Origin of the sequence: Streptomyces sp. NPDC001536 (assembly GCF_042894505.1) — a bacterium.
Taxonomy (GTDB): domain Bacteria; phylum Actinomycetota; class Actinomycetes; order Streptomycetales; family Streptomycetaceae; genus Streptomyces.
The window spans coordinates 438,315-455,793 of the sequence record NZ_JBIAVQ010000007.1; the positions used below are offsets into that span (position 1 = coordinate 438,315).

17 protein-coding genes and 1 pseudogene are annotated in these 17,479 nt (G+C 70.8%); 14 read left to right on the forward strand and 4 right to left on the reverse strand.

Features of this window, described 5'->3' with window-relative positions; translation table 11 throughout:
• Positions 1–9: 9 nt before the first annotated feature.
• Positions 10–1,005, reverse strand: a complete 996-nt coding sequence (locus ACFY0U_RS21870) for a LacI family DNA-binding transcriptional regulator (protein ID WP_388638288.1) — start codon at positions 1,003–1,005, stop codon at positions 10–12.
• Positions 1,006–1,186: 181 nt separating this feature from the next.
• Between ACFY0U_RS21870 and iolC the strand changes: the two genes are divergently transcribed.
• From iolC to ACFY0U_RS21925, 11 genes and pseudogenes are all read left to right on the forward strand, one after another.
• A complete protein-coding gene (gene iolC / locus ACFY0U_RS21875) occupies positions 1,187–2,146 on the forward strand; it encodes a 5-dehydro-2-deoxygluconokinase (protein ID WP_388638226.1) in 960 nt (319 codons plus the stop codon).
• A 4-nt stretch (positions 2,147–2,150) separates the two neighbouring features.
• The gene (locus ACFY0U_RS21880; protein ID WP_388638228.1) at positions 2,151–3,023 is read left to right on the forward strand and encodes an aldolase; all 873 of its coding nucleotides are present in this window, start codon (positions 2,151–2,153) and stop codon (positions 3,021–3,023) included.
• Positions 3,024–3,085: 62 nt separating this feature from the next.
• A pseudogene (locus ACFY0U_RS21885) lies at positions 3,086–3,155 on the forward strand (hypothetical protein); the annotation flags it as partial.
• A 96-nt stretch (positions 3,156–3,251) separates the two neighbouring features.
• Positions 3,252–3,449 carry a hypothetical protein gene (locus ACFY0U_RS21890; RefSeq protein ID WP_388638230.1) on the forward strand — a complete coding sequence of 66 codons (198 nt, stop codon included), beginning with the start codon at positions 3,252–3,254 and terminating at the stop codon, positions 3,447–3,449.
• Entirely contained in the window at positions 3,379–5,256 is a 1,878-nt protein-coding gene (gene iolD / locus ACFY0U_RS21895) for a 3D-(3,5/4)-trihydroxycyclohexane-1,2-dione acylhydrolase (decyclizing) (protein WP_388638231.1), read from the forward strand. The genes ACFY0U_RS21890 and iolD overlap by 71 nt, the downstream gene beginning before the upstream one ends.
• 14 nt (positions 5,257–5,270) lie before the next feature.
• Positions 5,271–6,761, forward strand: a complete 1,491-nt coding sequence (locus ACFY0U_RS21900; protein ID WP_388638232.1) for a CoA-acylating methylmalonate-semialdehyde dehydrogenase — start codon at positions 5,271–5,273, stop codon at positions 6,759–6,761.
• Between the two features lie 23 nt (positions 6,762–6,784).
• Positions 6,785–7,735: a TIM barrel protein gene (locus ACFY0U_RS21905; protein ID WP_388638233.1), complete on the forward strand. Its 951-nt coding sequence runs from the start codon at positions 6,785–6,787 to the stop codon at positions 7,733–7,735.
• A 9-nt stretch (positions 7,736–7,744) separates the two neighbouring features.
• Entirely contained in the window at positions 7,745–9,166 is a 1,422-nt protein-coding gene (locus tag ACFY0U_RS21910) for a sugar porter family MFS transporter (protein ID WP_388638234.1), read from the forward strand.
• 24 nt (positions 9,167–9,190) lie between these two features.
• Positions 9,191–10,207, forward strand: coding sequence for a Gfo/Idh/MocA family oxidoreductase (locus ACFY0U_RS21915; protein WP_388638235.1), 1,017 nt, complete (start codon positions 9,191–9,193; stop codon positions 10,205–10,207).
• Positions 10,204–11,070 carry a sugar phosphate isomerase/epimerase family protein gene (locus ACFY0U_RS21920; RefSeq protein WP_388638236.1) on the forward strand — a complete coding sequence of 289 codons (867 nt, stop codon included), beginning with the start codon at positions 10,204–10,206 and terminating at the stop codon, positions 11,068–11,070. Before ACFY0U_RS21915 ends, ACFY0U_RS21920 begins: the two co-directional genes overlap by 4 nt.
• Positions 11,071–11,106: 36 nt before the next feature.
• Complete coding sequence (locus tag ACFY0U_RS21925) at positions 11,107–12,069, forward strand: nitronate monooxygenase (RefSeq protein WP_388638237.1); 963 nt, start codon at positions 11,107–11,109, stop codon at positions 12,067–12,069.
• Here ACFY0U_RS21925 and ACFY0U_RS21930 read toward each other — a convergent pair.
• Both ACFY0U_RS21930 and ACFY0U_RS21935 read right to left on the reverse strand, forming a co-directional pair.
• The gene (locus ACFY0U_RS21930; RefSeq protein ID WP_388638239.1) at positions 11,984–12,205 is read right to left on the reverse strand and encodes a tRNA-dependent cyclodipeptide synthase; all 222 of its coding nucleotides are present in this window, start codon (positions 12,203–12,205) and stop codon (positions 11,984–11,986) included. The genes ACFY0U_RS21925 and ACFY0U_RS21930 overlap by 86 nt on opposite strands.
• A gap of 278 nt (positions 12,206–12,483) precedes the next feature.
• On the reverse strand, positions 12,484–13,116 hold the full coding sequence (locus tag ACFY0U_RS21935) for a DUF6629 family protein (protein WP_388638241.1): 633 nt from the start codon (positions 13,114–13,116) through the stop codon (positions 12,484–12,486).
• A 135-nt stretch (positions 13,117–13,251) separates the two neighbouring features.
• Between ACFY0U_RS21935 and ACFY0U_RS21940 the strand changes: the two genes are divergently transcribed.
• The gene (locus ACFY0U_RS21940) at positions 13,252–14,421 is read left to right on the forward strand and encodes an MFS transporter (RefSeq protein WP_388638243.1); all 1,170 of its coding nucleotides are present in this window, start codon (positions 13,252–13,254) and stop codon (positions 14,419–14,421) included.
• 134 nt (positions 14,422–14,555) lie between these two features.
• Positions 14,556–15,287 (forward strand): maleylpyruvate isomerase family mycothiol-dependent enzyme, encoded by a 732-nt coding sequence (locus tag ACFY0U_RS21945; protein ID WP_388638244.1) that lies wholly within the window; start codon positions 14,556–14,558, stop codon positions 15,285–15,287.
• A gap of 13 nt (positions 15,288–15,300) precedes the next feature.
• Here ACFY0U_RS21945 and ACFY0U_RS21950 read toward each other — a convergent pair whose 3' ends face one another.
• Entirely contained in the window at positions 15,301–15,699 is a 399-nt protein-coding gene (locus ACFY0U_RS21950; protein ID WP_388638246.1) for a MarR family winged helix-turn-helix transcriptional regulator, read from the reverse strand.
• An 85-nt stretch (positions 15,700–15,784) separates the two neighbouring features.
• On the opposite strand from ACFY0U_RS21950, the gene ACFY0U_RS21955 reads away from it, so the two are divergent.
• Positions 15,785–17,266 carry an MFS transporter gene (locus ACFY0U_RS21955; protein ID WP_388638247.1) on the forward strand — a complete coding sequence of 494 codons (1,482 nt, stop codon included), beginning with the start codon at positions 15,785–15,787 and terminating at the stop codon, positions 17,264–17,266.
• Positions 17,267–17,479: the final 213 nt, after the last annotated feature.

The following is a 17,479-nucleotide window of genomic DNA, read 5'->3' on the forward strand; positions in this document are numbered from 1 at the left end:
CCGCCCGCCCTACCCCTGTGGGGCGGGCCCGCTGGTCCCCCGGACCACCAGCTTGGGATCCAGCACCGCCTCCCGCGGCTCCAGCTCCGGCTTCTCCAGCCGCTCCACGGCGAACCGCACCGCGTGCTCCGCCATCAGCACGGCGTCCTGGCGTACGGTCGTCAGCCCGATCGGCATGAGATGGGAGAGGTGGCTGTCGTCGTAGCCGACGACGGACATGTCGCGCGGCACCTCCACACCGGCCCGCGTCAGCGCCATCAACAGGCCCATGGCACACCGGTCGTTGCCCGCGAGGACCGCCGTCGGCAGGGGCAGCCCCCGGTCGCGCTCCGCCACCAGCAACCGGCCGGCCTCGATGCCGGCCTGCTCGGTGTGTTCGCCCGCCACGACCCGCGCGTGAGCCTCCAGCCCGTGCCGGCGCATCGCCGCTCGGTAGGAACGGCGCCGGTCGGCCGACCCGGGACCACGTCCGCCGTCGATGTGCACGATCCGCCGGTGGCCCAGTTCCACCAGGTGATCCATGGCCTGCCGTACGCCCTTGCCCTCCGCGCTGTGCACGAAGTCCACCCGGGCCCGCGGCACCCGACGGCTCACCGAGACGGTGGCCACCCGCTGTCCGAGCTCGTCGAGATAGGCGGGCTCGGCGTCGGGGCCCAGCAGGATGAGCGCCTCGCAGCGGTGGCCGAGCAGCGCCTCGACCGCCTTCTCCTCGCTGCGGCCCAGGGCGGTGGCGGAGAGCAGCACGTCGTAGCCGAGCCGTTCCGCCTCCGGATAGATCCCCTCGATGAGGTCCGTCTGGAAGGTCTGGCGCACGGTGAACATCACGCCGAGGGTGCGACTGCGCCCCCGGGCCAGCAACCGGGCCGCGCTGTCCGGCCGGTAGCCGATCTCGTCGGCGACCCGCAGCACCCGCTGCCGGGTCTCCTCGCTCGCCCCCGGCTGGTTGCGGAACACGATCGAGACCAGCGCCCGGGAAACGCCCGCCTTCTCGGCGACGTCCGCCATCGTGGGCCGCTGCTTGCCCGATGCATCCACCTGTGAACCCACCCTCCGACGGCGCCCACCTTAGTGGGCTCCCGAGAAATCTCCCGGCAACAAGCTATTGACATGACATTTGGACAGGGGCCATCGTACTCGCACTAGAGCGCGCTAGTAGAGCGCGACAGGAAGGGAAACGCCAGCCGTGATGCCGTTCGAAGTACTGACCATGGGCCGGGTGGGAGTGGATGTGTATCCGCTCCAGACAGGTGTGGGACTGGCCGAGGTCACGTCGTTCGGCAAATACCTCGGCGGCAGTCCGACGAACGTGGCGGTGGCCGCCGCACGGTACGGGCGGTCCGCGGCTGTGATCACGAAGACGGGCCGGGACCCGTTCGGTGATTTCGTGCGGACGGCGCTGGCGGGCTACGGCGTGGACGCCCGGTTCGTGGGGACGTCGGAGGTCGCGCCGACGCCGGTGACGTTCTGCGAGATCTTCCCGCCGGACGACTTCCCGCTGTACTTCTACCGGCTGCCGAAGGCTCCGGACCTGGACATCGAGCCGGGTGAGCTGGATCTGGACGCTGTGCGCGACGCGCGGATCTTCTGGATGACCGGGACGGGCCTGAGTGAGGAGCCGAGCCGTTCGGCCACGCTGGCGGCGCTGGCGCAGCGGGCTCGATCCGCGATGACGGTCTTCGACCTGGACTGGCGGCCGATGTTCTGGGCCGACCCGTCTTCGGCCCGCGCCTTCTACGCGGAGGCTCTGCGGCACACGACGGTCGCGGTCGGCAATCTCGACGAGTGCGAGGTGGCCACCGGGGAGCGTGAGCCGTACGCGGCCGCGAAGGCGCTGCTGGCCGCGGGTGTCGGGCTGGCGGTGGTGAAGCAGGGGCCGAAGGGCGTGCTGGCCATGGACCGGGACGGTTCGGTGGCCGAGGTCCCGCCGGTGCCCGTGGACGTCGTCAACGGGCTGGGTGCCGGGGACGCGTTCGGCGGGGCGCTGTGTCATGGGCTGCTGTCCGGCTGGGACACGGCTCGCACGGTGTCCTTCGCCAATGCCGCCGGCGCGATCGTCGCGGGCCGGCTGTCCTGCTCCGACGCGATGCCCACCGAGGCCGAAGTGACCGCGAAGCTCCATGCCGCCCACCCCGAGCGAGAGGTGTGACGCCGTGCTGTCCGACAACGTGAGCCGGATCGTGGCGGCCCGGGTCAACGACCCCGGTGCCGTCGCGGCGGCCGCCGCACGCCGCGTGAAGGCCACTTCGCTCTTCGGTGAGCACGGCAAGACGATGATCATCGCGGCGGACCATCCTGCGCGCGGCGCCAACGGGGTCGGTGCTGATCCGACCGCCATGGCCGACCGTTTCGAACTGCTGGACCGTCTGTGCGTCGCGCTGGAACGGCCGGGCGTGACCGGCGTGTTGGGCACCGCCGACATCCTGGAGGACCTGCTGCTGCTCGGCGTGCTCGACGGCAAGAGCGTCTTCGGTTCGATGAACCGGGCGGGCCTGGCGGGTTCGGTCTTCGAGATCGACGACCGGTTCACCGGGTACGACGCCGAGACCATCGCCGCGATGGGCTTCGACGGCGGCAAGATGCTCACCCGTATCGCGCTCAAGGACCCGGCGACGCCGTCCGTTCTGGAGAACACCGCCCGTGCCGTCAACGAGCTCAACGACCGTCAACTCATCGCCATGGTCGAGCCGTTCGTCTCGGTGTGGCAGGACGGCAGGATCCGCAACGACCTGTCGACCGAGGCCGTGGTCACGTCGGTCACCATCGCGTCGGGGCTGGGCCGCCGCACCGCCTACACGTGGTTGAAGCTCCCGGTCGTCGAGAACATGGAGCGGGTACTGGCCTCCTCCACTCTGCCCGCCCTCCTGCTGGGCGGCGAGGTCAAGGACCCGGAGGCGGCCTTCGCGTCCTGGGGCAAGGCGCTGAAGCAGCCCACCGCGCAGGGCCTCGTCGTCGGCCGCTCCCTTCTCTACCCGTCGAACGGCGATGTCGCCGGTGCGGTCGACAAGGCGGTGAGCCTGCTGTGACCTCGCCGAACAAGTACCACCCGCCGAAAGGGACTTCGGCGGACGGCCCCTACGAGGTTTTCGTGACGCCCGAGTCGGCGGGCTGGGGTCACTCCGGTCGCCGGGTCCTGACCCTGAAGCCCGGTGCGTCGCACGCCCTGTCCACCGGAGACTCCGAGTTCCTGGTCCTGGCGCTGACCGGTGGCTGCACGGTCACCGTCGGGTCACGACCTCTACCACCTCAACGTCATGGCCGGTCCCGGACAGGACCGTGCCTGGCTGATCTGCGACGAGCCCGCGCACGGATGGGTGGGGGGACATGGGACGCGCGGGACACCGACGACCGGCTGCCGTTCGGGGCCGAGGAGAACGAGTGATGGAAACGATCAGGCTCACCACCGCACAGGCTCTGGTGCGGTTCCTGGCCCAGCAGTACAGCGAGCGTGATGGCCAGGAACAGCGCCTCGTCCCCGGAGTCTGGGGGATCTTCGGGCACGGCAATGTGGCCGGGATCGGGCAGGCGCTGCTCCAGGCCGCGGTCACTCAAGAGGCCGATCTGCCTTACTACTTGGCCCGCAACGAGCAGGGCATGGTCCATGCCTCGGTCGCCTACGCGAAGATGCGGGACCGGTTGGCGACCTTCGCCTGCACCGCGTCCACCGGTCCGGGTTCCACCAACATGATCACCGGCGCGGCGCTGGCGACGACGAACCGGCTGCCGGTGCTGTTGCTGCCCTCCGACATGTTCGCCACCCGCGCCGCCGACCCCGTGTTGCAGCAACTGGAGGACGCCCGCGGCGGGGACGTCACCGTCAACGACGCCTTCCGCGCCGTATCCAAGTACTTCGACCGCGTCCAGCGCCCCGAGCAACTCATCCCCGCCGCCCTCGCGGCGATGCGGGTGCTCACCGACCCGGTCGAGACCGGCGCCGTCACCCTCGCCCTGCCGCAGGACGTGCAGGCCGAGGCCTACGACTGGCCGGTCGACTTCTTCCGGCGCCGGGTCTGGCACGTGGGCCGGCCGGTGCCGGAACCCGCCGCCGTCGAGAGGGCGGCCGCGCTGCTCCGGAACGCTAAGAAGCCGCTGATCGTGGCCGGCGGCGGGACGGTGTACTCCGGTGCGGAGACCGCGCTGCGGGCCTTCGCCGAGGCAGCCGGGATTCCGGTGGCGGACACCCACGCGGGCAAGGGCGCCGTGCCCTGGGACCACCCCTGTTCAGTCGGCGGCATCGGGTCGACGGGATCGTACGCGGCCAACGAGCTGGCGCGGGACGCCGACGTGGTGCTCGGGATCGGCACCCGGTACTCCGACTTCACCACCGCGAGCCACACCGTCTTCGCCAACCCGGACGTCGCCTTCGTCAACCTCAACGTCGCCCGCCTCGACGCCGTCAAGCACTCCGCGGAACCGCTGGTGGCCGACGCCCGGCTCGGGATCGAAGCGCTGGCGGGAGCCCTCACGGACTGGGAAGTGGACCAGGAGTACCGCACGCGCACCCGTGAACTGATCGCCCGTACACGGGAGATCGAGGAGCGATGCTTCAAGGTCGGTCACGGTCCACTGCCCGCTCAGACCGAGATCCTCGGTGCCCTCAACGACGTCCTCGACGACCGGGCCGTGGTCATCAACGCCGCCGGGTCCATGCCCGGCGACCTGCAACAGCTGTGGCGGGCCCGGGACCCCAAGGCCTACCACGTCGAATACGCCTACTCCTGCATGGGCTACGAAGTCGCCGCCGGCGTCGGCGCCAAGATGGCCGACCCGTCGCGTGAGGTCGTCGTCCTGGTCGGTGACGGCTCGTATCTGATGATGGCTCAGGAGATCGTCACGATGGTCTCCGAGGGCCTCAAGGTCATCATCGTGCTCGTCCAGAACCACGGCTTCGCCTCCATCGGCGCCCTGTCACAGTCGCTGGGCTCTCAGCGCTTCGGCACCAAGTACCGCTACAGGGACGACCATTCAGGTCAGCTCGACGGTGACGTCCTGCCCGTCGACCTCGCCGCCAACGCCTCTTCGCTGGGCGCCGACGTCCTGCACGCCACGTCGGTGGACGAGTTCCGCTCGGCGATGGAGAAGGCCAAGGCCGCCACCCGTACGACGGTCGTGCACGTCGAGACCGACCTGTACGGACCCAACCCACCCGGCCACGGCTGGTGGGACGTCCCCGTCAGCCAGACCTCCGCCCTCGACACCACCCGCGCCGCGTACGAGACCTACGCCGCCCACAAGCCAGCCCAGCGGCACTACCTCTGACAAGGAACCCTCACGTGAACACCATCCCCCACTGGATCAACGGCTCACCCGCCCTGGGCACGGACACCGCCCCCGTGTTCAACCCCGCCACCGGCGCCGAACAGGCCCGGGTCGTCCTCGGCGGCGCGGCCGATGTGGACGCGGCCGTCGCCGCGGCCTCGCGGGCTTTCGAGACCTGGTCGGAATCGTCGCTCACCCAGCGCACCCAGGTGATGTTCGCCTTCCGGCAGTTGCTCGTCGAGCACGAGGAGGAGCTGGGCCGGATCATCTCCGCCGAGCACGGCAAGACCGTTGACGACGCCCGCGGCGAGATCACCCGAGGACGCGAGGTCGTCGAGTTCGCCTGCGGCCTCGGCGACGTCCTCAAGGGGTCCTTCTCCGACCAGGTCTCGCGCGGCATCGACGTCCACAACTTCCGCCAGCCCCTCGGCGTCGTCGCGGGCATCACCCCGTTCAACTTCCCCGCCATGGTGCCGCTGTGGATGCACCCCATCGCCATCGCGACCGGCAACACCTTCATCCTCAAGCCGTCCGAGCGTGACCCGTCCGCCGCCAACTTCGTCGCGGAGCTGTACCGGCGCGCGGGTCTGCCGGACGGCGTCTTCAACGTCGTCCACGGCGGCAAGGACGCGGTCGACGCGATCCTCACCCACCCCGGCATCGAGGCGGTGTCCTTCGTCGGGTCGACACCGATCGCCAAGTACGTGCATGAGCAGGCCACTTCGCACGGCAAGCGCGTCCAGGCCCTCGGCGGCGCCAAGAACCATGCCGTCGTCCTGCCCGACGCCGACCTCGAATTCGCCGCCAACCACATCACCGCAGGCGCCTACGGCTCCGCCGGCGAACGCTGCATGGCCGTCTCGGTGGCCGTCGCGGTCGGAGACGCGGCCGACGGACTGGTCGAGATCCTGGAACGCAAGGCCCGCGAAGTGAAGGTCGGCCCCGGTGACACTCCCGGCACCGACATGGGCCCCCTCGTCACCAAGGCCGCCCAGGAACGCGTCGAGAACGCCGTCGCCACCGCCGCCGCCCAGGGCGCCACCCTCGTCGTCGACGGCCGCGGCCTCAAGGTCGACGGCCACGAGAACGGCTTCTTCACAGGACCGTCCCTCCTCGACCACGTCACCACCGAGATGGACGCCTACCAGGAAGAACTCTTCGGCCCCGTCCTCGCGATCCTCCGGGTCGACACCCTGGACGAGGCGATCAGCGTCATCAACGCCAACCCCTACGGCAACGGCACCGCCCTGTTCACCGCCTCCGGCGAAGCCGCCCGCCGCTTCCAGCGCAACGTCAAGGTCGGCATGATCGGCGTCAACGTCCCGGTCCCGGTCCCGATGTCGTACTACTCCTTCGGCGGCTGGAAGGACTCCCTCATCGGCGACAACCCCATCCACGGCCCCGAAGGCATCCGCTTCTACACCCGCCCCAAGGTCGTCACCACCCGCTGGCCCCAGCAGGCCCAGCACGTCGCCGCCGGCTTCGACTTCCCCACCTCCAGCTGACCTCTTCCCCTTAAGGACAGACCATGGCAACGGCGCCATCCCCGCTCCGCACCGTCGCGGGCAACCTCTGCCTGGGCTCCGCTCCCGACTCCTGGGGCGTCTGGTTCCCCGAGGACGAGCACCAGGTGTCGTACACCCGCTTCCTCGACGAGCTGGCCGAGGCCGGGTACGAGTGGCTCGAACTCGGCCCCTACGGCTACCTCCCCACCGATCCGCAACGGCTCAAGGAGGAACTGGACGTCCGCGGACTCCAGGTCTCCGGCGGCACCGCCTTCGGCGCGCTGCACCGCCCCGAGGCCTGGGACGACATGCTCGCCCATGTCCGTCAGGTCGCCGCGCTGACCGCCGCCGCGGGCGCCCATCACCTCGTGCTCATCCCGCCGATGTACCGGGACGAGAAGACCGGTGCGTTCACCGAGTCGCCCGAGCTGACCGCCGAGCAGTGGGCGGGCTTCGGGCGGGCCGCGGACCGGCTGGGCAGGCTGCTGCTCGACGAGTACGACGTACGGCTCGTCCTCCATCCGCACGCCGACAGCCACATCCAGACCCAGCCGGAGATCGAGCGACTGCTGAACGAGTCCGACTCCCACTACACCAACCTGTGCCTGGACACCGGGCACGTGGCCTATGGCGGCGGGGACAACCTCGACCTGATCCGCCGGTTCGGTGAGCGCGTGGGATACGTCCACATCAAGCAGATGGACCCCGAGATCCTCGCCCAGGTCGCCGCCGAGGACCTGTCCTTCGGCGAGGCCGTCAAGCGAGGTGTGTGCGTGTCGCCGCCCGCAGGGGTGCCCAGGCCCGCCGACGTCGTCGCGGAACTCTCCAAGCTCGACGCCGAGTTGTTCGTGATCGTCGAGCAGGACCTGTACCCGTGCGCCCCCGAGGTGCCCCTGCCCATCGCCGTCAGCACCCGCGAGCACCTGGCCGGTTGCGGTCTGTCGGGGACCCGGCGCCCGAACGACGCCCGGTAGGAGGTGGCCATGGACGTCAGGGACGACACGGCACAGGCCTCCGCGCAGCAGGACCAGCCTTCGCCGGCCGCCTCCCGGCGGCTGCGGCTCATCACCGTCATCGCCACGTTCGGCGGACTCCTCTTCGGCTACGACACCGGTGTCATCAACGGCGCCCTGCCCTACATGACGGACGACCTCGGTCTGACCCCGTTCACCGAGGGCATGGTCACCAGCTCGCTGCTGCTGGGCGCGGCCCTGGGCGCGATCACCGGCGGCCGGCTGTCGGACGCGCGCGGACGGCGTCGTACGATCCTCGTCCTCGCGGTGGTGTTCTTCGTCGGCGCGCTCGGCTGCACCCTCGCGCCGAACACGGCGGTCATGGTCGCGGCCCGGTTCGTACTGGGGCTCGCGGTCGGCGGCGCGTCGGTGACGGTGCCCGTCTACCTCGCGGAGATCTCGCCCGCCGAGCGGCGGGGCGCGCTGGTCACCCGTAACGAACTCATGATCGTCAGTGGGCAGTTGCTGGCGTTCACCTCCAACGCGGTCATCGCCCGGGTCGGCGGCGAGTCGGGCGGGGTGTGGCGGTGGATGCTGGTGCTCGCCACGCTCCCGGCGGTCGTGCTCTGGTTCGGCATGCTGGTGATGCCGGAGAGCCCGCGCTGGCTTGCTTCCCAGGCCCGCTTCGGCGAGGCGCTGGAAGTGCTGAAGCAGGTGCGCTCGCGGCAGCGGGCCGAGGCCGAGCTGAGCGAGGTGTCCGCGCTCGCGGTCAAGGAGGAGCAGGAGAAGCTCGGCGGCTGGCAGGACATGAAGAGCACGCCGTGGCTGCGCCGGCTGATGTTCGTCGGCTTCGGCATCGCGATCGTGCAGCAGATCACCGGCGTCAACACGATCATGTACTACGGCACCCAGATCCTCACCGACGCCGGCTTCACCTCCGACAGCGCGCTGACCGCGAACATCGCCAACGGTGTCATCTCGGTGCTGGCCACCTTCGTCGGCATCTGGCTGCTGGGCCGTGTCCCTCGCCGCCCGATGCTGATGACCGGTCAGATCGGTACGACAGCGGCCCTGTTGCTGATCGGAGTCTTCTCCCTGACGCTCCCCGCGGGCGACGGGCGGGCGTACGCGGTACTCGCGATGACCGTCACCTTCCTCGCCTTCCAGCAGGGCGCGATCTCGCCGGTGACGTGGCTGATGCTGTCGGAGATCTTCCCGATGCGGATGCGCGGCTTCGGGATGGGGGTCGCGGCCGTGGTGCTGTGGCTGACCAACTTCCTGATCGGGCTCGTCTTCCCGTCCCTGGTCGACGGGATCGGGGTCTCGAACACCTTCTTCCTCTTCGTGGTGGCGGGCGTCTTCGCCCTCGCCTTCGTGAAGCTCTGCGTCCCCGAGACCAAGGGCCGCACCCTCGAATCCCTCGAAGCCGAACTCCGGGCGCGCTTCTCCTAGTTCAGGACCAGTTAGGAAACGATCATGACTGTACGTGTAGGTGTCATCGGCGCCGGCTGGATCGGCAAGGAGCACATCCGGCGGCTCACCGAGACCGTCACGGGCGCCCGGGTCACCGCGGTGACCGACATCGACGCCGCCCGCGCCGCGGAGGCGGCGGCACCGGTCGGCGCCCAGGTGCTGCCCGACGGCGCGACACTGATCGCCTCCGCGGAGGTGGACGCCGTCCTCGTGACGTCGTGGGGCCCCACGCACGCCGAGCACGTGCTGACCGCGATAGCCGCCGGCAAGCCGGTGTTCTGCGAGAAGCCCCTGGCCACCAGCGCCGAGGACTGTCTGCGGATCATCGAGGCGGAACAGGCGTACGGCCGCCGCCTGGTCCAGGTCGGCTTCATGCGCCGCTACGACGTCGGCTACCGGAAGATGAAGCAGGTCATCGACTCGGGCCGGATCGGTGAGCCGCTGATCGTGCACTGCGCCCACCGCAACCCGACCGTGCCGGAGTCGTACACCTCCTCGATGGCCGCCCTGGACACGGCGGTGCACGAGGTGGACGTGGTGCGCTGGCTGCTCGACGACGAGATCGTCTCCACCCAGGTGGTCACCCCGCGCGCCACGAGCAAGCGGTTCGCTCATCTCAAGGACCCGCAGATCATGCTGTTCGAGACCGCCAAGGGCGTGCGGATCGATCTGGAGGTCTTCGTCAACTGCCAGTACGGCTACGACATCCAGTGCGAGGCCGTGGGCGAGGAGGGCCTGGTCCGGCTGCCGGACCCGGCGGCGGTCGGGCTGCGCACCGCCGGTCAGCACAGCACCGAGGTGCTGACGGACTGGGTGGGCCGGTTCGCGGACGCCTTCGACACCGAGTTCCGTGAGTGGATCGCGGGCATCGCCGCCGGCGTCGAGCCCACCGGCCCCTCGGCCTGGGACGGCTACGCGGCCACCGTCATCACCAGCGCGACCGTCGAGGCCCTGGAGTCGGGCCGCGTCGTCGCCACCGACCTCAAGCCCCGTCCCGCCTTCTACGGAGGTGCCGCGTGAAGATCGCCCTCGACCCGTACATGTTCCGCGCCCTGCCGATCGACGACATGGTGCGCACGGTGGCCGAACTCGGCTACGAGTACATCGAGTTGTCGCCCCGCGACGACTTCATGCCGTTCTTCCTGCATCCGCGGGCCGACGACGAGCGGATCGCCGAGCTCAAGAACTCCCTGCGGACACACGGCGTTCGGCTGTCCTCAGTGCTGCCGCTCTACAAGTGGTCGTCACCGGACGAGACCGAGCGCCAGGCCGCCGTCCGCTACTGGAAGCGGATGATCGAGATCACCGCCGACCTCGAATGCCCGCTGATGAACTCGGAGTTCAACGGCCGCCCCGAGCGCGCCGCTCAGAGCGAGGCGGCGTTCTGGCGCTCGATGGAGGAGCTGCTGCCGCTGTTCGAGCGCGAGGGCATCGCGCTGAACCTGGAGGCCCACCCGGACGACTTCTGCGAGGAGAACACCCCCGCGGTCGACCTGGTCCGCGCCCTCAACAAGCCGTGGGTCAACTACCTGTACTGCGCGCCGCACTCCTTCCATCTGTCGGGGGCCGATCCGACCGCCGACATCGCGGCGATGATGCGCTACGCCGGTGACAAGCTCCAGCATGTGCACATCGCCGACTCCTTCAACCACAAGGGTTCCAGCGGGCTCCGCTACATCCTCAACCCGCCCGGCACCACCGCCCGTATCCACCAGCACCTCGACATCGGTCAGGGCGAGGTCGACTGGGACGCCTTCTTCGGCACCCTGCGCGATCTGGACTTCGACGGGGTCGCCACCGCCTGCGTCTTCGCCTGGGAGGAACGCGCCCACGAGTCCTCGGCGTTCATGCTCGACCGCATCACGAAGGAGCTCGCCTCCTAGAAGGAGGTGCGGTGCGGGGATGGGACGATGCCGCGCATGACGTTGTCGACGGCTTTCACGGAGTTGTTCGGTGTGCGGCATCCCATCGCCCTTGCCCCCATGGGCGGTTCGGCGGGCGGTGCGCTCACCGCGGCCGTCTCGCGCGGTGGCGGACTGGGGCTGCTCGGCGCCGGAGGCGGACACCCCGACCTGCTGGCGCGGGAGTTACCGATCCTCGCGGAGGTCGAGGAGCCGTGGGGCGTCGGGTTCCAGACCTGGGCGACGGACCTGCGCGCGGTCGATCAGGTCCTGGAACACCGACCCACCGCGGTGATGTTCTCCTTCGGCGATCCGAGGCCATTCGTCGACCGGGTCCATGAGGCCGGCGTGGCGGTGCTCCTCCAGGTCACCGATCTGGAGGAGGCCGGGCAGGCGGCGGACCTGGGCGCCGATGTCATCGTGGCGCAGGGCACGGAGAGCGGTGGTCACGGTGCCCGGCACGGGCGGTCCACGCTGCCCTTCGTACCGGTCGTGGTGGATCTGGTGGCACCGACACCGGTGCTGGCGGCCGGTGGCATCGCCGACGGCCGGGGGGTGGCCGCCGCTCTGGCGCTGGGGGCCGCCGGGGCGCTGATCGGAACCCGTTTCCAGGCGACGGCCGAGGCGCTCGTCGATCCCTCGGTCGCCGAGGCGCTGATCCAGGGACGGGGGCAGGACACCGAACGCAATCGCATCCTCGACATCGCCCGTAGCTCCCGCTGGCCCGCGAAGTACACGGCTCGCACCCTCGGACACCCCTACCTCGACCGCTGGCGGGGCCGCGAGGCGGAGCTCGCCGCGGATCCGGCGGCGGCCCGCCAGGCCTACGAGGCCGACGCGGCACGCGGCGCCATCCCGCCGTTGCCGGTCTGGGCGGGCGAGGCGGTCGACCTCGTCACCGATCTGCCTCCCGCGGCCGCGCTCGTGTCCGCCCTGTCGGCCGAAGCCGAGGCGGCTCTGGCGAGAGCGGCGGGCCGCTGACCGGTTCGGCGACGCGGGCGCTTGAAGCATTGAAGTAGCCGTTGAAGAGGCTGATGCCCACGCAGGCGTGCTGCTGCCGCGCGGCGACCTCCCGGCAGCGCGCGGTGAGCGGCTCGGTGACGAAACCGGTGTCCACGAAACCGGCAGTGGGCCCCAAGTCCCCGGGCTCAGCGGGATTGACCGCTGTCGGGTCCCCTACCGGGGGCCTGCTCGTCGTTCTGCCGGCGCACGCGGGGCGGAGCGGTCCTGCGCGGTATGTACATATCTCCCTTGAGGCGGCGCAGCGGTGTCACACGGCTGCGGAGCCGTGACGTCTCACTGGTGTTCATGAACCCACCCTGCGCCACGGGCACCACGCCAACCAGGCCCCTCCCTCTGGGAGGATCACCGATCCCGGTAGCAACACCACCACGCTCAGGGGGAATACGCCGACCGATACGCCGGCCGCCGACGCACCCACCCGAACACCACCACCGAGCAGACCGCCGCGAAAGCGCACCACGTCGAGACGAACTCCAGCCGCCACAACGCCCAGCACACCAGCGCACCCACCGCGGCCAGGACTCCGAACCCGAACAGCCAGCGGTCGCCGGAGAGCAGCAGGGCACCGACCGTGGCGACCAGATAGCCCGCGATGAGCGCTTCGGGGTGGGGCAGCCCGACGACGTAGCCGACGGTATGGCCGCGGATCTCCGCGCGTACGGGACGGGTGGCGATGGCGTACGCCATCACGGCGGCGGTCACGACACCGCACAGCACGGGGATCGCCGACCGGCCCCATGCCTGCCGGGGCGCCGCGCACAGCACGGCCAGCGGCACCCACGCCGCCAGGAGGGGGAGGGCGATCACCGCCCAGACGGCGGTGGCGGGCCCGGCCCCGCCCCCGACCTGCCAGACGCGGGCCTCGACCAGCTGGTGCGCGCCGAGCAGCAACGGCAGCGCGGCCATCGGGAGGTCGCCCACCCTGCGCGCCCGCGCCACACAGGCCACACCGACGCCGGCGATCCCGGCCCCGGCAACGAGATCGGCGGTGGCGCTCCAGCACATGGCACCACTGTGGCAACGATCCGGCACAGCTGCACACCGGACGCCGAAGCCGACCCGAGCACCCTTGCCCCAGGACGCCACCCCACCTAGCCTGACTTTGTGCCGCTAATAAACAAAACCCCAAAGCACAACGACGTGCCGGGGAACACGGGGAACGCCCTGGGCCGGCTCCGTATCGTCCTGACCGTCTTCTTCGCCCTCGACGGCTTCATCTTCGCCGGCTGGGTCGTCCGCATCCCCGCCATCAAGGAACAGACCCACGCCACCGCCAGCACCCTCGGCCTCGCCCTCCTCGGCGTCTCCGCCGGTGCCGTCATCACCATGATGCTCACCGGCCGCCTGTGCCGCCGCTACGGCAACCACCAGGTCACCGTCGTCTGCGCCGTCCTCCTCTCCCTCAGCGTGGCCCTGCCCCCACTCACCCACTCCGCACCGGCGCTCGGCGCGGTGCTGCTGGTCTTCGGCAGTGCGTACGGCGGGATCAACGTCGCCTTCAACAGCGCCGCCGTCGACCTGGTCACCACTCTCAGGCGCCCCATCATGCCGAGCTTCCACGCGGCCTTCAGCCTCGGCGGCATGGTCGGGGCGGGCCTCGGCGGAGTGGTCGCCGCGCATCTCTCCCCCACCCGCCATCTGCTCGGCCTCACCGTCATCGGTCTGCTCGTGACGGCCGTCGCCGGGCGGGCGCTGCTGCGGATCGAACCGCCCGTGCCGCCCGGGCGGACGGAACCGCGAGCGGGCACCGCCCAGCGTCGGCCGGACCGGCGCACCCGTGGGCTGGTGATCGTCTTCGGGCTGATCGCCCTGTGCACGGCGTACGGCGAGGGGGCCATGGCCGAATGGAGCGCCCTGCATCTCCAGGAGGACCTCCACACCTCCCCCGGTGTCGCCGCCGTCGGCTTCTCCTGCTTCGCCCTCACCATGACCGTCGGCCGGCTCACCGGCACGACCCTGCTGGAGCGTCTCGGCCGCACCCGCACCGTGATCGCCGGCGGCACCACCGCGGCGGCCGGCATGCTGCTCGGCGCGCTGGCCCCCGACCTGTGGGCCGCGCTCCTCGGTTTCGGCATCGCGGGGCTCGGCCTCGCCAATCTCTTCCCCGTCGCCATCGAACGCGCCGGCACCCTCGCCGGCCCCACCGGCGTCGCCACCGCCTCCACCCTCGGCTACGGCGGCATGCTCATGGGCCCACCCGCGATCGGCTTCATGGCCGACTGGTTCTCCCTCCCCCTCGCCCTCACCAGTGTGGCCGTCCTCGCCGCCACGGCGGCCGTCATCGGGTTCCTCACCCGGCGTCACGGCTGAGTCCACTCCTCCTCGTGACCAGGACTTCCTCCCTTCTCCCTCAACCCCCTTGAAACGCCTCCGACTTGCCCAGGGCACCGGCGCGCACCGCCAGGCCCCCCTTCGACCCCGCTCCATGCGGCACACTCACCCCCATGGAGACTGCCGAGTTCGTCCGCATCCTCGACCAGGAGGGCCGGGCCCTCGCCGCGGCCGCCGAGCAGGCCGGTACGGGTGCCAAGGTGCCGACCTGCCCGGAGTGGCAGGTGCGGGACCTGGTGCGGCACACGGGGGCGGTGCACCGCTGGGCGACGAAGTACGTCGCCGAGGCGTACACCTCTCCCCGCCCCTTCGGGGGAAAGCCCGACCTCGACGGCGCCGAGCTCCTGGCGTGGTTCCGTGAGGGGCACCGGCGTCTCGTGGACACCCTCACCGACGCCGATCCGGACACGGAGTGCTGGTCCTTCCTGCCGGCGCCCTCACCGCTCGCGTTCTGGGCGCGCAGGCAGGCGCACGAGACCGCGGTGCACCGCTTCGACGCGGAGTCCGCGCGGGGCGGCACGCCCGGCGGTATCGGTGCGGAGTTCGCCGCCGACGGCGTCGACGAGCTGCTGACCGGCTTCCACGCCCGCTCCCGCAGCAAGGTGCGCACCGAGCGGCCGCGGGTGCTGCGGGTCAGGGCGACGGACGTGGAGGGCGCCGTGTGGACCGTACGGCTGTCCCAGGAGCCGCCCGCGGCCGAGCGGACCGAGGAGGGGGACGCGGAGTGTGAGATCAGCGGTCCGGGAGGGCAGTTGTACCTGTCGCTGTGGAACCGTGTGCCGTTCCCCGGCGTGAGCGGTGACGGCTCGCTCGCCGAGCTGTGGCGCGTGACGTCCGGGATCTGAGACCCGGCCCCGCTCAGTCCTCGGCCAGCATCTTCGTCAGTACCGCGCGCTGCACCGGGAGCACCTCGCCGTGCAGCGTGCGCCCCTTCGGCGTGAGCGCCACCCGGACGCCCCGCCGGTCCTCCGAGCACATGCCGCGCTCGACGAGTCCGTCCTTCTCCAGCCGGGCGATCAGCCGCGACAGCGCGCTCTGGCTCAGATGGACCCGCTCGGAGATCTCCTGGACGCGATAGGAGCAGTCGCCGCCCGTCGCGCGCCGCACGTCGGCGAGGACGTCGAGCACCTCGAAGTCGCTGGCGCACAGCCCGTGCCGGTGGAGCGCACGGTCCAGTTCGCACTGGGTGCGCGCGTGCAGCGCCAGGATGTCCCGCCACTGGTCCACGAGCGTCTGCTCGGGCTTCTTCGCCGCCATGGGCGCACCGTAGCAGAGAGCAAAAATTATTGCACTGTAATTAAATGCGCTTGCATTCGATGCATGCGCATGTAGTGTCTCCGGCATGACCTCTCCGCTCAACACCCCGGCGTCCGAAGGACGTTGGACCCCCCGACTGTGGGGCACACTGCTCGTGCTCTGCGCCGCGATGTTCCTGGACGCGCTCGATGTCTCGATGGTCGGCGTCGCGCTGCCGTCCATCGGCGCCGACCTCGGGCTGTCGACCTCGACCCTGCAATGGATCGTCAGCGGCTACATCCTCGGGTACGGCGGCCTGCTGCTGCTCGGCGGTCGCGCCGCCGACCTGCTGGGCCGGCGTCAGGTGTTCCTCGTCGCCCTCGGTGTCTTCGCGGTCGCCTCGCTGCTCGGCGGGCTCGTCGACTCCGGGCCGCTGCTGATCGCCAGCCGGTTCGTCAAGGGCCTGAGCGCCGCGTTCACCGCACCCGCCGGCCTGTCCATCATCACCACGACCTTCGCCGAGGGCCCCCTCCGCAACCGCGCGTTGGCGATCTACACCACCTGCGGCGCCACCGGCTACTCGATGGGCCTGGTCTTCTCCGGTCTGCTCACCGAGGCCAGCTGGCGCTACACCATGCTGCTGCCCGCCCCCGTCGCCCTGATCGCCCTGATCGCGGGCCTGAAACTGCTGCCGCGCAGCGAACGCGAGCAGAACACCGGCGGCTACGACATCCCGGGCGCCGTCCTCGGCACCGCCTCGATGCTGCTGCTGGTGTTCACCGTCGTCGAGGCGGCGGAGGCCGGCTGGGGTTCCGCCCGCACGATCCTCTCCTTCCTGGCCGTCGTCGTCCTGCTGACCGCCTTCGTCGCCGTCGAGCGGCGCAGCCCCAGCCCGCTGATCCGGCTCGGTGTCCTGCGCTCCGGCCCACAGGTCCGGGCCCAGCTCGGCGCGTTGACGTTCCTCGGCAGCTACATCGGCTTCCAGTTCCTGGTCACCCTCTACATGCAGCAGGTGCTCGGCTGGTCGGCGCTGCACACCGCGCTGGCGTTCCTGCCGGCGGGCACGCTGGTGGCGCTGTCCGCGACCAAGGTGGGCACGGTCATCGACCGGTTCGGCACCCCGCGGCTCATCGTGGTCGGCTTCGCGCTGATGGTCGTCGGCTATCTGCTGTTCCTGCGCATCGACCTCGACCCGGTCTACGCGTCGGTGATCCTGCCGACCATGCTGCTCGTCGGCGCCGCCTTCGCGCTGACCTTCCCCTCGCTCAACGTCCAGGCCACCAACGGCGTCGACGAACACGAGCAGGGCATGGTCTCGGGCCTGCTCAACACCTCGGTCCAGGTGGGCGGCGCGCTCTTCCTGGCCGTGGTCACGGCGGTGCTGACGGCGAACGCCCCCGGGGAGAACGCCTCTCCGCAGGCCGTCCTCGACAGCTATCTGCCCGGTCTGACGGTGGTCACCGGCATCGCGGTCCTGGGCCTGCTGATCTCACTGACCGGACTGCGGGTGCGGCCCCGGCAGAAGACCGTCGTGGTCGCCAAGTCCACAGCCCAGGAGGAGGCGGAGCGCGTGACCGTGCGCGACTGAGAGGGGGACGCCTCCCTTGCGGTGGGGGGGGGGGGGGGGGGGGGGGGGGGGGGGGGGGGGGGGGGGGGGGGGGGGGCGGGGGGGGGGGGGGGGGGGGGGGGGGGGGGGGGGTGGGGGGGGGCGAGGCGTCCGGGCTCCGCAGCGGTCCGGGAGTCGCGGAGGGGCTGATCACATGACCGTCGGGCCTGGGCTGTCCCGGAACGGCGGAGGGGG

Bases quoted from the DNA above. Each gene is read 5' to 3' on its own strand.
- ACFY0U_RS21955 (WP_388638247.1), top strand. From the start codon at position 15,785: ATGACCTCTCCGCTCAACACCCCGGCGTCCGAAGGACGTTGGACCCCC.
- iolC (WP_388638226.1), top strand. From the start codon at position 1,187: ATGCCGTTCGAAGTACTGACCATGGGCCGGGTGGGAGTGGATGTGTAT.
- ACFY0U_RS21925 (WP_388638237.1), top strand. From the start codon at position 11,107: ATGACGTTGTCGACGGCTTTCACGGAGTTGTTCGGTGTGCGGCATCCC.
- ACFY0U_RS21870 (WP_388638288.1), bottom strand. From the start codon at position 1,005: ATGGCGGACGTCGCCGAGAAGGCGGGCGTTTCCCGGGCGCTGGTCTCG.
- ACFY0U_RS21890 (WP_388638230.1), top strand. From the start codon at position 3,252: ATGGCCGGTCCCGGACAGGACCGTGCCTGGCTGATCTGCGACGAGCCC.
- ACFY0U_RS21935 (WP_388638241.1), bottom strand. From the start codon at position 13,116: ATGTGCTGGAGCGCCACCGCCGATCTCGTTGCCGGGGCCGGGATCGCC.
- ACFY0U_RS21905 (WP_388638233.1), top strand. From the start codon at position 6,785: ATGGCAACGGCGCCATCCCCGCTCCGCACCGTCGCGGGCAACCTCTGC.
- ACFY0U_RS21915 (WP_388638235.1), top strand. From the start codon at position 9,191: ATGACTGTACGTGTAGGTGTCATCGGCGCCGGCTGGATCGGCAAGGAG.
- ACFY0U_RS21945 (WP_388638244.1), top strand. From the start codon at position 14,556: ATGGAGACTGCCGAGTTCGTCCGCATCCTCGACCAGGAGGGCCGGGCC.
- iolD (WP_388638231.1), top strand. From the start codon at position 3,379: ATGGAAACGATCAGGCTCACCACCGCACAGGCTCTGGTGCGGTTCCTG.
- ACFY0U_RS21910 (WP_388638234.1), top strand. From the start codon at position 7,745: ATGGACGTCAGGGACGACACGGCACAGGCCTCCGCGCAGCAGGACCAG.
- ACFY0U_RS21950 (WP_388638246.1), bottom strand. From the start codon at position 15,699: ATGGCGGCGAAGAAGCCCGAGCAGACGCTCGTGGACCAGTGGCGGGAC.